This window comes from Monashia sp. HAY1-5C, assembly GCF_056755255.1.
In genome coordinates this window covers 1-12,606 of the sequence record NZ_JBPGXG010000131.1, presented here as the reverse complement: position 1 = coordinate 12,606, position 12,606 = coordinate 1, and the positions used below count along the sequence as shown (strand labels likewise).

The 12,606-nt window shown below is 74.7% G+C and carries 12 protein-coding genes; 5 read left to right on the top strand and 7 right to left on the bottom strand.

What is annotated here, in order from left to right; all coding sequences use genetic code 11:
- Positions 1-40: 40 nt before the first annotated feature.
- A complete protein-coding gene (locus ACR9ZK_RS17325; RefSeq protein WP_481343195.1) occupies positions 41-727 on the bottom strand; it encodes a histone deacetylase in 687 nt (228 codons plus the stop codon).
- A gap of 104 nt (positions 728-831) precedes the next feature.
- On the opposite strand from ACR9ZK_RS17325, the gene ACR9ZK_RS17320 reads away from it, so the two are divergent.
- On the top strand, positions 832-1,998 hold the full coding sequence (locus ACR9ZK_RS17320; RefSeq protein ID WP_481343194.1) for a baeRF2 domain-containing protein: 1,167 nt from the start codon (positions 832-834) through the stop codon (positions 1,996-1,998).
- 25 nt (positions 1,999-2,023) lie between these two features.
- Here the strand turns inward: ACR9ZK_RS17320 and rocD are convergent, their stop codons facing one another.
- A complete protein-coding gene (gene rocD, locus ACR9ZK_RS17315; RefSeq protein WP_481343193.1) occupies positions 2,024-3,265 on the bottom strand; it encodes an ornithine--oxo-acid transaminase in 1,242 nt (413 codons plus the stop codon).
- A 188-nt stretch (positions 3,266-3,453) separates the two neighbouring features.
- Between rocD and ACR9ZK_RS17310 the strand changes: the two genes are divergently transcribed.
- Complete coding sequence (locus tag ACR9ZK_RS17310; RefSeq protein WP_481343192.1) at positions 3,454-4,890, top strand: cyclic 2,3-diphosphoglycerate synthase; 1,437 nt, start codon at positions 3,454-3,456, stop codon at positions 4,888-4,890.
- Between the two features lie 13 nt (positions 4,891-4,903).
- Positions 4,904-5,566: an SRPBCC family protein gene (locus tag ACR9ZK_RS17305; RefSeq protein ID WP_481343191.1), complete on the top strand. Its 663-nt coding sequence runs from the start codon at positions 4,904-4,906 to the stop codon at positions 5,564-5,566.
- A 6-nt stretch (positions 5,567-5,572) separates the two neighbouring features.
- Here the strand turns inward: ACR9ZK_RS17305 and ACR9ZK_RS17300 are convergent, their stop codons facing one another.
- The 3 genes from ACR9ZK_RS17300 to ACR9ZK_RS17290 all read right to left on the bottom strand — a co-directional run bounded on the left by ACR9ZK_RS17300 (position 5,573) and on the right by ACR9ZK_RS17290 (position 7,539).
- The gene (locus ACR9ZK_RS17300) at positions 5,573-6,361 is read right to left on the bottom strand and encodes a dienelactone hydrolase family protein (protein WP_481343190.1); all 789 of its coding nucleotides are present in this window, start codon (positions 6,359-6,361) and stop codon (positions 5,573-5,575) included.
- Between the two features lie 54 nt (positions 6,362-6,415).
- Entirely contained in the window at positions 6,416-6,865 is a 450-nt protein-coding gene (locus tag ACR9ZK_RS17295; protein ID WP_481343189.1) for a hypothetical protein, read from the bottom strand.
- A 143-nt stretch (positions 6,866-7,008) separates the two neighbouring features.
- On the bottom strand, positions 7,009-7,539 hold the full coding sequence (locus ACR9ZK_RS17290; protein WP_481343188.1) for a DoxX family membrane protein: 531 nt from the start codon (positions 7,537-7,539) through the stop codon (positions 7,009-7,011).
- A gap of 292 nt (positions 7,540-7,831) precedes the next feature.
- On the opposite strand from ACR9ZK_RS17290, the gene ACR9ZK_RS17285 reads away from it, so the two are divergent.
- Entirely contained in the window at positions 7,832-8,785 is a 954-nt protein-coding gene (locus ACR9ZK_RS17285) for a DUF4097 family beta strand repeat-containing protein (protein ID WP_481343187.1), read from the top strand.
- Between the two features lie 90 nt (positions 8,786-8,875).
- Here ACR9ZK_RS17285 and ACR9ZK_RS17280 read toward each other — a convergent pair whose 3' ends face one another.
- Positions 8,876-9,265, bottom strand: coding sequence for an antitoxin (locus tag ACR9ZK_RS17280; RefSeq protein WP_481343186.1), 390 nt, complete (start codon positions 9,263-9,265; stop codon positions 8,876-8,878).
- Between the two features lie 169 nt (positions 9,266-9,434).
- Positions 9,435-10,664: a GNAT family N-acetyltransferase gene (locus tag ACR9ZK_RS17275; RefSeq protein ID WP_481343185.1), complete on the bottom strand. Its 1,230-nt coding sequence runs from the start codon at positions 10,662-10,664 to the stop codon at positions 9,435-9,437.
- Between the two features lie 563 nt (positions 10,665-11,227).
- Here ACR9ZK_RS17275 and ACR9ZK_RS17270 point away from each other — a divergent pair.
- Positions 11,228-12,559: a hypothetical protein gene (locus ACR9ZK_RS17270; protein ID WP_481343184.1), complete on the top strand. Its 1,332-nt coding sequence runs from the start codon at positions 11,228-11,230 to the stop codon at positions 12,557-12,559.
- Positions 12,560-12,606 lie beyond the last annotated feature (47 nt).

Sequence of the window (12,606 nt, the reverse complement as noted above, 5' to 3'; positions counted from 1 at the left end):
TCCGTCGTCGGCAGCGTCAGATGTGTATAAGAGACAGCTGTCAGAAGCGCGCGAGGCAGTCGGTGACGAGCTCGGTCAGGGCGGCGCGGGTCCACCTCGGGGTGAGGCCGGGACACGCGAGGAGGTAGTCGCAGACGCGGGTCGCGTGCCAGCCGTGCGACTCGGCCAGCCCCGTCGCCATGGTGCGCAGGTACGCCTCGACCGGCGGGTTGAGCCTCGCGGCCGCGTGCTCCCACGACGCCGTGAACGTCACCACCGGCACGGCGTCCAGCTCGGCGACGACGTGCAGCGTCTCGTACCGGCCGGGCCCGATCACGGCCGTCCGGCTCTCGCGGAACAGGGTCGCGAGCGGCAGGTCCCGGCCCACCGGCCGGCGCATCTCCTGGCTCGCGACGTCGCTGAGCTGCTGGCCGGTCAGCAGGTACGCCCGGGCCGCGACCCCGCCCGACGCGCCTCCCTCGCCCGACGCGTCCGCCCCACTGGACGCGGGCGCCGCGGCGGACCCGTCCGGGTCGTAGAAGGCGATGCCGCCACCCCACGTCGGCGACTCCCACGCGAAGTACACCCGTCCCGGGAGCACGATCGGCACGTCGCCGAGGGGCTCGGACGCGTCCCGGGCACCGTCGTACGTGCGCGCGGCCCCGTCGGGGCGCCCTCCCGCGAGGTAGTGGGTGAAGCGGGCGCGCGAGAGGTTCGACCCGTACGCCGCGTACCAGACCTGGTCCATCCCCTCCACCATCGCAGACGCCCCCACGGACGCTCACCACGACGTGGAGACGGTCGGGGCCGAATGGGTAGGAGCGCACTGTTGGACGGACACGGAGGTGACTGATGGATCTCGAGATGTTCCACCCCCTCGCCGAGGTGAGCGGGCCGTTCGCGAGCGCCACCCTCGACGTGACGAAGACCGACCCGGCCACCGGCGACGACGTGGAAGCGCGCTGGCGTGACGTGGAGCGGCTGCTGCGCGAGTCGGGGGCACCGGACGGCGTCGTCGACGCGATGCGGGAGCCCGCGCTGGCGCCCACGGGCCGAGGCGGTGAGCACGGCCGCCTGCTCGTCGCCACCGAGGCCGGACCGACGTTGACCGTCGAGCTGCCCCGACGCCCCGTACAGGACGCCACGTGGGCCCCGATCCCGTCGCTGCTGCCGGCGGTCCGGGCGCTGTCCGCGAGCCTGCCCCACATCGTCGTCCGGCTCGACCGCACCGGCGCCGATATCGAGGTGCACGGCGGCCGGGGCCTCGATCACCCCGCCGACACCGAGACGATCGAGGTCGAGGGCGGTCACGACGAGCTGCACCAGGTGCCCACCGGCGGGTGGTCGCAGCGGCGCTACCAGTCCCGCGTCGAGGACTCCTGGGAGCACAACGCGGCCGCCGTCGCGGCCCAGCTCGACCGGCTCGTGACGCGGTACCGGCCGCGGGTCGTCGTCCTCATGGGGGACGAGCACGCGGCGGCCTACCTCGAGCAGCACGCCGGCGAGGAGCTGCGTTCCGTGCTCGTGCGCTCCACGACCGGTGGCCGGGCCGCGGGCACGTCGGCCGAGGCCGAGCGCCAGGCCGTCGCGTCGGTCCTCGCCGCGTGCCGGGCCGAGGACGAGGCCGCGCTCGTCGGGCGGTTCGAGGAGCAGACCGGGCGCGCCGGGGCCGCCGCGGAGGGACTCGAGCCCGTCGTCGAGGTGCTCCAGCGGGCGCAGGCGGCCACGGTGCTCCTCGTCGACGGGCGCCTCCACGACGCACGGCTCTGGGTCGGCAGGGACCGGCTCCAGGTCGGCAGCTCGAGGGAGGACGCGCTCATGACCGGTGCGTCCGACCCGGTCCAGGTGCCCGCCGACGCCGCCCTCGTGTGGGCCGCGGTGTGCTCGCGGGCCGGCGTGACGCTCCTCGACGCCGGCCAGGTGGACCCGGCCGACGGCGTCGGGGCCGTGCTGCGCTGGTCGGACGAGTCGACGCCACGGGCGCGCTTCCCCAGCATGCCGGGACACGGCGGCCAGTGACCTGACACCCGAGGTGGGTGCAGGATCAGCGCAGGATGCGGGCGAAGGCGTCGACGAGCAGCTGCACGTCACGCTCCTCGACGACGAGCGGGGGTGCGACGCGGACGGTCGAGCCGTGGGCGTCCTTGACCAGGACGCCCTGCTCGAGCATCCGCTCGCACACCTCGCGCCCCGTCATGAGCGCCGGGTCGACGTCGATGCCGGCCCACAGGCCGCGCACCCGGACGGCGTCGACGCCGTGGCCGACGAGGGGCGTGAGCCCCTCGGCGAGCACCTCGCCGAGCCACGCCGCCCGCTCCTGGTACTCGCCCGTCTCGAGGAGGCCGACGACGGCGTGCCCGACCGCCGCCGCGAGGGGGTTGCCGCCGAACGTCGAGCCGTGGCTGCCGGGCGTGAAGACGCCGAGGACGTCGCGGTCGCCGACGACGGCCGAGACCGGCAGGATGCCGCCGCCGAGGGCCTTGCCGAGGACGTAGAGGTCGGGCACGACGCCCTCGAGGTCGCACGCGAAGGTCGACCCGGTCCGCCCGAGGCCGGACTGGATCTCGTCGGCGACGAGGAGGACTCCTCGCTCGCGGGTGAGCCGCCGGACCGTGGCCAGGTACCCCTCGGGCGGGATGACGACGCCGCCCTCGCCCTGCACCGGCTCGAGGAGCACGGCCACCGTGTCGTCGGTCAGGGCCGCCTCGAGCGCGGCCGCGTCGCCGTAGGGGACCACGTCGAACCCGGGCGTGTAGGGGCCGTAGTGGTCGCGGGCGACGGGGTCGTCGCTGAAGCCGACGATCGTCGTCGTGCGTCCGTGGAAGTTGCCGGACATGACGACGATGCGGGCGCGGCCGTCCGGCACGCCCTTGACCTCGTAGCCCCACTTGCGGGCGGCCTTGATCGCGGTCTCGACGGCCTCGGCGCCGGTGTTCATCGGCAGGACGAGCTCCTTGCCGGCGAGCGCGGCGAGGTCGCGCGCGAAGGGACCGAGCCGGTTGCTGTGGAAGGCGCGGCTGGTCAGGGTCAGGCGGTCGAGCTGGTCGCGGACGGCGCCGACGAGCACGGGGTGCAGGTGGCCGAAGTTCAGGGCCGAGTAGCCGGCGAGCGCGTCGAGGTAGCGGCGTCCGTCGACGTCGGTGACCCAGGCGCCCTCGGCGTGCGCGATGACCACGCGGAGCGGGGAGTAGTTGCGGGCCAGCCACTGCTCGGCGAGGGAGACGTGCTCGTGCGTCCCGGTCGTCCGGCGGGCGTGGCCGCCACGGTCTGCCGTCGCGGTGCTCACCCCCTGATGGTCGCACCCTCGCCGCCGGCCGTCAGGCGGTCGTGGGGTACGCCACGGGTGAGTCTCGTCTCCACGGCCCCACGCGGCGGGGCCCCGGTGCCACCATGGGGGTGGCGGGTCCCGCAGCCAGGACTACCCGCGACAGGGTGTGTCGGTTCCGGCGGTCGACCTCAGCCGTGGAGTTGGCCATGAGCGCGACCGGACCCCTCGACCCGACCCCCGGCGCCACCGCAGGCGACGATGCCGCGCGGCCCCGACGCGTCGTCCTGCTCGGGGCCGCCGGACGGGACTTCCACGACTTCAACGTGACGTTCCGCGACGACCCCGCGTACGAGGTCGTCGCGTTCACGGCGACCCAGATCCCCGACATCGACGGGCGCCGCTACCCGCCTGAGCTCGCGGGGCCCCTCTACCCGCAGGGGATCCCGATCGTCGACGAGTCGCAGCTGACCGACCTGGTGACCCGCGAGGACGTCGACGTCGTCGCCTTCGCCTACTCCGACGTGTCGCACGAGCGGGTCATGCACCTGGCCTCCGAGGCGATCGCGGCGGGTGCCGACTTCTGGCTGCGCGGCGCCCGCCGGACGATGCTGCGCAGCAGCAAGCCGGTCGTCGCCGTCACCGCCGTGCGCACCGGCGTCGGCAAGAGCCAGACGACCCGCTACCTGAGCCGGCTGCTGCGCGCGACCGGCCGGCGGGTCGTGGCCGTGCGTCACCCGATGCCGTACGGCGACCTCGCCCGCCAGGCGTGCCAGCGGTTCGCGACCCACGAGGACCTCGACCGGCACGACTGCACCATCGAGGAGCGCGAGGAGTACGAGCCGCACCTCGACAACGGGTGCGTCGTCTACGCGGGGGTGGACTACGAACGGATCCTGCGCGAGGCCGAGGAGGAGGCCGACGTCATCCTCTGGGACGGCGGCAACAACGACCTGCCCTTCTACGAGCCCGACCTGCACATCGTCCTCGCCGACCCGCTGCGACCCGGCGACGAGACGCGCTACCACCCGGGCGAGGCCAACGTCCGGATGGCCGACGTCGTCGTCGTCAACAAGTGCGACTCCGCCCGCCCGGAGGACGTCGAGGCGGTCGTCGACTCGTGCCGCGGCCTCAACCCGGCCGCGCGGATCGTCCTGGCGGACAGTCCGGTCCGCGTCGACGACGAGGACCTCGTCCGTGGCCACCGGGTCGTCGTCGTCGAGGACGGGCCGACGCTGACGCACGGGTCGATGACGTACGGCGCGGGCGTCGTCGGCGCCCGACGGGCCGGTGCCGCGGCCATCGTCAACCCGACGCCGTACGCCGTCGGCTCGCTCGCCCGCACCTTCGAGCGGTACCCGAACGCGCGCGGCATCCTGCCCGCGATGGGCTACGGGACGGCCCAGGTCCGCGACCTCGAGGCGACGATCGAGGCCGTCGTCGCCGCCGGGATGTGCGACGTCGTCGTCACCGGCACGCCCATCGACCTGACGCGGGTGCTCACCGTCAGCGTCCCGGTCGTCCGGGCCCGGTACGACCTGCGGGAGCGGACACCGGGCCAGCTCGAGGCCGCCGTCCGCGAGGTGCTGGAGCGACACGACGAGTCCGGCGGCCACCCCCACGAGCACGACCTCGCGGCGACGTGACGAGGAGGCAACGATGAACCCGATCAGGTGGGACGTGCACCCGGTGCGCCGAGCGGTCCTGCTCGGCGGCCTCGCGACGGCGGCGGCCTTCTCCGCGTGGACGTTCCGCTGGGCGTACTTGCGGTACGGGTCCACCACCGGCGAGACGCTCGATGCCCTGCCCGGTGACGACCTCATCCCCGACGCGGCGCTCGTCGCCACGCGGGCCGTGACGATCGGCGCGCCGCCGGAGCAGGTGTGGCCGTGGGTCGCCCAGCTCGGTCAGGGCCGGGGCGGCTTCTACAGCTACGACTGGCTGGAGAACCTCGTCGGCTGCCACGTCGCGAGCGCCGACCGCGTCCACGAGGAGTGGCAGCACCCGCACGTGGGCGAGGAGTTCCGGCTGCACCCCGACCTCGCCCTGCGCGTCGCGTCGGTGGACGAGGGCCGGTCGCTCGTCGTCGACGGCCGGGCCCGGCCCGACGCTCCGGCGCCGCCCTACGACTTCACGTGGGCGTTCGTCGTGCGCAAGCACCCCGGTCGCACGACGAGGCTGCTCGTCCGCGAGCGGTACGGCTACACGACGCACGCCTCACGTGCGGTGTGCGAGCCGCTCGCCGCGGGCAGCACCCTCATGACCCGCAAGATGCTCCTCGGCATCAAGGAGCGGGCCGAGGCGGCGGCCCTCGCCGCGTGACCGGACCTAAGCGGGCTGGCCGGTGGGCAGCTGCTCGCGGAGGAACTCGAGCGTGCGCGCCCAGGCCTCACCCGACGCGCCCGCGTGGAACCACGGCATGTCGTCGTTGTCGAAGGCGTGGTCGGCCCCCGCGTAGGTGACGACGACGGTCTGCGGCTCCTTCGCCAGGGAGGCCTCGATGCGTCGCACCGTGTCGGTGTCGATGAACGAGTCGGCCAGGCCGAAGTGGTGCAGGCTCGGCGCCGACACCGCGACGGTGTCGTGCAGCCCGGGCAGCGCCGAGCCGTAGTAGCTGACGAGGGCATCGAGCGGCGTCGCCCCCTCGGCCTCCAGCCCGGCCGCGACGGCGTAGCCCAACCCGCCGCCGAAGCAGAACCCGACGACCCCGACACCGGCCGTCACGTCCTCGCGGTCCCGGAGCCACTCCACGGCGGCGGACGCGTCGAGGACCGCCCGGTCCCAGTCGAGCCGCCGCACGAGGGCCATGCCCTGCTGGAGGGCGTCCTCCCCCTCGACCGGGTCCGTCACGCCGAGCCGCCAGAACATCTCGGGAGCGGCCACGACGTACCCGAGGCGCGCCAGGGCGGCCGCGCGACGCCGGATGTACGGGCTGACGCCGAAGATCTCCTGGAGCACGACGATGCCCGGTCCCTGCCCGCCGGGCGGCAGCCAGAGCCGGGTCGGCAGGTCGCCGGTCCCGGTCGGCACCGCCACGTCGATGGCGTCTGAGGCGTCGGTCGCGTCGGTGGTGTCGGCGGCGGGCGCGTCGGTCTCGTTACGGGCGGTGTCGGGCATGCTCGCCATCCTCACCCATGCCGCGGCGCCGATGGGGCGAAGCCGACGGCCGGCTCAGCGTCGGCGGGCCGCCTGGAGCTCGAGCATCCGGGACTCGTACCGGCGGACGCGCTCGGCGAGCCGGTCGTTCTCCCGCTCGTGCCGGCGCAGGGCCGCGACGAGCCCGCCGACGGCGAGGACGAGGACGGTCCCGGTACCGAGGAGCGTCACGACGCCCGTGGTCCCCGCGGCGCGCCCGGTCGAGAGCAGCACGAGCATCACGGCGAACGCCGCCGCCACGAGAAGGGCCAGGGCTCCGGCGCGACGCGTCGCGCGGCGTCCGGACGCGGTGAGCTCGGCGAGGGCGAAGGCCCGCTCCTCGCGGGCCGCCGCGCGGCCGAGGTACGTCGCCGCCGGGAAGCGGTGGGTGCGCGGCCCCGCGTCGGGCCGGCGTGCGATCGGCCGGTGGTCGCACGGGCTGTCGGCGGCGTGGGTTCCGGTGTGGTGCAGGGGAATGGCGGTCATGGTCCGGTCCTTGGTCTGACTGGTCGCCGCGGTCTGCAGGCAGGTTGTCGCCGGCGACGGGGGGTGGTGGCGTGCTGTGCACGTGGTGCTCCCGCCGCGGCCGGTGTGGTGGCCGGCCGCGGCGGGAGGTCGGGGGTCGCCGGTCAGCCGCGGGGCGTGAGCCGGGCGCCGAGCGCGTAGGCGCAGACGACGAGCGCCGCGGCCGCGAGGACGATGTCCTTGAGGACGTACTGCCCCATGAGCGTCGGGCCGTGCGGGAACAGGTCGGCCGTGAAGAGCGCGAGCGGCGACATGATGCCGATGAGCGCGCCGCCGAGGACGACGATGCCGACGCGGAGGAACCGCCCGCTGACCAGCGTCAGGCCGATGACCGTCTCGGTCACGGCGGTGAGCAGGACGGCCGCATGCCCCGAGACGAGGCCGAGCGTGAGCCGGTCGACGGTGGCCGAGGCGATGGCCTCCGCAGGGCTGAGCCCCGGGAAGAACTTGAGGACGCCGAAGCCGAGGAAGACCAGGCCGAGGCTGACGCGGAGGATGGTCAGGCTGAACCGGACGAGGAACGCCTGGAGGCGGTCGACGCCGGCGGTAGCCAGGCCGGTGAGGGTGCCCACGACGCCGGAGGCGGAGGGGCGGAGGGTGCTGCGACCGGGTCGGTCGACGGCGATCTGCGACATGGTGGTGTCTCCTGTGAGGTCGTTGCTGTCGGGACCTCAGAAGCCCGACCACCCGGCGGAGATACGCGCGGCCCGTCGTTTGAGTCGCGGTACCCATCCCGTACCGGGACGTTCGCCGTCAATTCGGACATGATCGCGGGCCGCTGTGAGTTCGCTTGACGCACAAGCGCGCTCGTGACGCGCTCGTGAGGGCTTGGAGTCCTCGCGGGGAGACCCTCCTCCCGGCCTCGACCCGCCGGAGGGTGCGAAACGTCATGGTCGCCGGGAGGTCCCGGCCCGTACCGTGAGTCGGGTGACCTCCGACGAGCCGGTCCGCGGCTACGGCCAGCACCCACCCCCTCCCACCGGTCCACCCGTGCCCGACGACCGGGTCCCTGGCGACCCGCCTCGCGGCGAGGTGTACGGCGACGCGTGGCTGCGCCCGACGCGCGAGGTCCGGACGGACGCCGGGCTCCCGCCGACGCCTCCGCCTGCCGCGCCGGGTCGCCGCCGGCGGTCGGCCAGGCGGCCCTGGTTCCTCGCCGGTGTCGGCGCGGCGCTGGTGCTCGCCTCCGCCGGCGCGTTCTCCTCCGGAGCGCGCGGCGGCGACGCCCGCGTCAGCTCGGTGACCTACCCGGTGACGGCCCGCACCGTGACGATCCGCGGCGGAGCGGATGACATCGAGGTCCACGCCGGTCCGCGGGGTGGCACCCTGTCGGTCCGGACGGAGGCGCGCTGCTGGGGTGACGCGTCCCACGCGGCACCGTCGTGGTCGGGGAACACCCTTGCCCTCGACGGCGGGTGCGGCGGGTTCCCCGGCTGGGGCAGCGTCGACCACGTCGTCGAGGTTCCCGACGGCACCGCCGTGGTCATCGACAACGGCTCCGGCGACCTGACGCTGACCGGCGGGCTCGGCGCCACGACGGCCAGGTCCGGTTCGGGCGACATCGAGGTGCGCGACGTGCCGGGTGCCCTCGACGTCGAGACCGGCTCCGGGGACATCGACGCCACGGGACTCGGGCAGGCGGCGGTCACCGCACGGTCCGGCAGCGGCGACGTCGACCTCGAGTTCTCCTCCTCCGCCGACACCGTCGAGGTGCGCACCGGGTCCGGTGACGCCTCGGTGCGCCTGCCGCCGGGTGCCTACGCCGTCTCCACCGAGACCGGTTCGGGCGACGAGGAGGTCGAGGTCACCCAGTCGTCGGCGAGCCGGGACCACCTCACCGTCCGGACCGGTTCCGGCGACATCGACGTCCGCTACCGCTGACCCCCCGCCAGCCCGGGCCCAGCAAGGGTCGAGCCGGCAGGCGCAGGGCGGGAACGTCGGCTGTCGAGCCGGCTCGGGTTGGTGGCTCGGTCAGGAGGGGGAGCCCTCGGGGGTGTCGTCGTCGAAGGCCGAGTGCCTGTCGTCGGGGACGCTCGAGCCCGTCGTCGAGCCCGCCGAGCCCGTGGACCCGGGGGCGGCGGTCTGCGAGCCGCTCTTCTCGACGAGCTTGTCGATGCCCTTGTCGACGCCGGCGCGCACCTTGCTCACGGTGTCGGTGTGCTTGCCGTTCGTCCGCTCCGAGATGGTGCCCTCGACCTTGTCGAGCGCGCCGTCGACCTTCTCGCGGTTCTCCTTCGCGTAGCGGGCGGCGATCGAGACGGCCGTCTTGACCATCTCGGCCACGGCGTCACCGAAGTCCTTCGCCTTGGCCTGGAGGTGGACCTCGTCGGCCTTGTTCTTCATCTGGTCACCGAACGACACGGTGCCTCCTCGGGGTGCTCGGTCGTCCCGGACCGGTCGCCGGGCTCGCTGCTGCCAGCGTCCATCCGACGTGCCGGTCCCCGCAACCGGGGTCGGCCCGGAGCCGACCCTGAGCCGACCCCGACACCGACCTCACAGCCCGATCGGCAGCCCGACCGGAGCGCTCACGTCAGCCGGCGGCAGGGGACCCGGCGCCCGGCCCCTCGAGCCACGCGTCGCGGAACAGCTCCCAGTGCAGCCCGTCACCCAGCGACCCGTCGGGCAGCTCGTCGACGGCGTGCTCGCGACCCCACGACGTGAACCCGGTGGCCCGCAGGACGGCGTTGCTCGCGTCGTTGTCGGCCGCGGTCTCGGCGACGAGCCGGCGCAGGCCGAGGCCGCCCTCCTCGCGCGCGGTGAACGCGTGCCTCGTGGCGAGCCGGGCGGCGGTCTTGGCCACGCCCCGCCCTCGCGCGCTCGGGAAGAGCTGGTACCCGAGCTCGGCGGCGTCCCCCGTCATCGGCCCCGACCGCGAGAACACGGTGACGCTGCCGAGAGCGCGGTCGCTCGCGGCGTCGGCGACGCACCAGTCGAGAGCTGTGCCCTCGGCCATGCGCTCCTGGCGGACGAGGAGCCAGCCCGGGAAGGTGTCGCGGGCCAGGACCGAGCGCGTCGGCATCCAGTGCGCCGGGTCGGTGTCGCGGGCCTCGATGGCCTCCGCGTCCGCGAGCCGCCACGGCCGCAGCCGCACGCCGGCCTCCGGCGCCTCGAGGACCGGGGGTTCGAGCCACGGTGCGACGGGCACGGTGGGCTCGCCCGCGGCGATGCTCGCCGTCCACGTGTCGAGGGCGTCCACCCCGCCGGAGGGGTCCGGGTGGCTGCCGGGAACCGTGCCGTGCTGCGTGAAACCGGTGGCCCAGGCGACGCGTCGCGAGGCCCAGTTGCCGCGCACCGCGCGCCAGTGGACGCGGGTCAGCGGCCGCCCCCACGCGCCCTCGCCGAACGCGTGCTCGAGGACGAGGCGCACCGCGCGGGCCATGATGCCGTTGCCGCGGGCGTCGGGGTGCAGCCCGAAGCCGAGCTCGCCGACCGTCGGCGGCACCGTCGGGCGCAGGTCGATGGTGCCCCCGAACCGCGTGCGCCCCTCCGGGTCGACCCACTCGATGGCCCACGAACGCGTGCCGTCGGGGGTGCTCCAGGCGGCTCGGTTGCCCTCGATGAAGGCCAGGGCGTCGTCGCGGCCGTACGGGCGGGGGACCGTGGTCCACCTCAGGCTGTCGGGGTCGGTCGACTGCTCGACGACGGCGTCGGCGTCCGCCTCGGTGTGCCGGCGCAGGGTCACGACGCCGTCGCTGAGGATCGACGCAGACGCAGACGCAGACGCGGGTACGGGACTGGGCTGGGGCTGCACGGTGGTCACGAGGGCCACCCTGCCAGCCGGGCGCGACACCCGGCCACGGAGTTACCGACCGACGCCACCGACCGACGCCGCCGACCGACGCCTACACGGGAAGACCGGGAGCCGGACGTGCCGGCTCCCGGTCCGAAAGGCCCGCTTCCCCTCCACAGGCTGCGTACCGGGCTCTACCGTACCCAAGGAGGGGGTCCGCCGAACGCGCGTTGCGCGGGGCGGCGCCCGACGCAACTCGGGGGAGTTCGGGCACGTCGGGGCGCGGCTGCGCGCCCGCCGGGACGAGGGTTCGAGACGGGAGCTGCCATGCAGGGGGAGTCGCAGTGGGAGTCGGGGTGCGGCGTCGCCGCGGTACGCAGGAGACGGTCGCTCCCGTCGTCGGAGCGGCCGGGAGCCGACCCCTGGCCACGGCTCCCGGCACTCCCTCCCCGGTGTTGCAGGTGCCGCAGATGCTGCACCCCCCGTGCCGGTCACCCTACGAAGGCCCCCAGCCCGTCCAGCCCGCCGTTGCGCGGCCTTCGGTGCGCCGCAACGGCGCGTCTCGCGACGTGGACCGGGGGTAGGGGGCGGCGGTGGAGCTGATCGACGAGATCCAGTGGGTGCTCCGCAACGCCAGACTCCACGCGTCGGACCCTGCACTGCGCACGGCGGCCGGCTTCGCCCACGGCGACGGTGTCGCCGCGCCGGTGCACCGCGCCCAGGTCGGCCGGTGGGAGCGGGGCCGCGTCGTCGTCACGCGCCCCCTCGTCCGTCGCTACGAGGAGGTCCTCGGCCTCGACGAGGGCACGCTCCTGACCGCCGTCGACCTGTTCGGCCGGGCGCGAAACCCGGTCCGCTCGGTGGCGGTGCTGTCGACCCCCGGTGAGCCCGACCGCGACCTCGCCCTCACGCTTCTCGAACGCGCCCTGTCCGACGAGCGCATGACGGGTCTGGACTGGGACCTGCTCACCGACGCGCTCGGCCGGATCGGCCGGCCGCTCGTGCGCGCCGGCGACTGGGAGGCCCTGCTGCGCCGGCTCCTCGAGGAGACCAGCCTCGCCCTCGGTCTCGGGTACGCCGAGCGGTCGGAGGCGCTCGCCCGCCTCGTCGGTCACGCCCGCAGCGGCCCGGTCGTCGCGGCCATGGCAGCCGAGGTGACGGCCCGGCCGGACGCGCAGTTCTACAACGACCCGCTCGGCATGCTGCACCACACCGACCACCCCGAGGCGGTGTCGGTGGTCCTCGACCAGCTCCGCGAGCCGACCAACCCGAGCGTCCTGCGCGCCTGCCTCATCGTGCTGACGACGCTCGTCCGAGGCCGCCGTCTGCACCCCGACGTCCGGCTGGAGGCCGCGCGCCTCGCGGTGCGCCACCTGCGCGACGGCGACCTGCCCTACCGGGTCCAGCGCGGCGCGGCCAACCTCGTGCGGGCCCTCGGCATCGGCGGGCCCCGGCTGGCGACGGTCCTCACCGCCGAGGACCGCCGGGTCGCGGCCTCGATCATCCGCGACGGCCGGGCCATCAGCGCCGAGGCCGTGCGGATCGCCAACAAGCAGATCCGGGCCGAGCTGGAGGAGCAGGGCGGACGCGAGTCGATGGACGAGCCGGTGCTCGACCGGCTGCTCGAGACCGCCCTGGGGTCCACGGACGAGGGGGAGCGCGGCTCGGCCCTCGGCATCCTCATGATCTCGCCGCAGGCCCGGGCCGTCGGACGGGTGCTGGCACGGGCGCTCGCGGGCGCTCTCGAGGACGGAGACCTCGTGGCGGTGCACGAGAGCCTGACGATCCTGTCGTGGGTGGGGCAGCCCGAGGACCTCGACCTGTACGAGCGGCTGGCGACGGGGGGGACGGGCCGCGGCGACGTCGCCACCGACACCCCTGTCTCTTCTACACATCTGACGCTGCCGACGACGGAGAGAGTGTAGATCTCTGTGGTCGCCGTATCCTTAAGAGGGGGGGGGGGGGGGGGGGG

What these genes read in the sequence shown, in the direction of transcription:
- ACR9ZK_RS17320 (WP_481343194.1), top strand. Translation starts at nt 832, where the DNA reads ATGGATCTCGAGATGTTCCACCCCCTCGCCGAGGTGAGCGGGCCGTTC.
- ACR9ZK_RS17295 (WP_481343189.1), bottom strand. Translation starts at nt 6,865, where the DNA reads ATGACCGCCATTCCCCTGCACCACACCGGAACCCACGCCGCCGACAGC.
- ACR9ZK_RS17310 (WP_481343192.1), top strand. Translation starts at nt 3,454, where the DNA reads ATGAGCGCGACCGGACCCCTCGACCCGACCCCCGGCGCCACCGCAGGC.
- ACR9ZK_RS17300 (WP_481343190.1), bottom strand. Translation starts at nt 6,361, where the DNA reads ATGCCCGACACCGCCCGTAACGAGACCGACGCGCCCGCCGCCGACACC.
- ACR9ZK_RS17290 (WP_481343188.1), bottom strand. Translation starts at nt 7,539, where the DNA reads ATGTCGCAGATCGCCGTCGACCGACCCGGTCGCAGCACCCTCCGCCCC.
- ACR9ZK_RS17325 (WP_481343195.1), bottom strand. Translation starts at nt 727, where the DNA reads ATGGACCAGGTCTGGTACGCGGCGTACGGGTCGAACCTCTCGCGCGCC.
- ACR9ZK_RS17305 (WP_481343191.1), top strand. Translation starts at nt 4,904, where the DNA reads ATGAACCCGATCAGGTGGGACGTGCACCCGGTGCGCCGAGCGGTCCTG.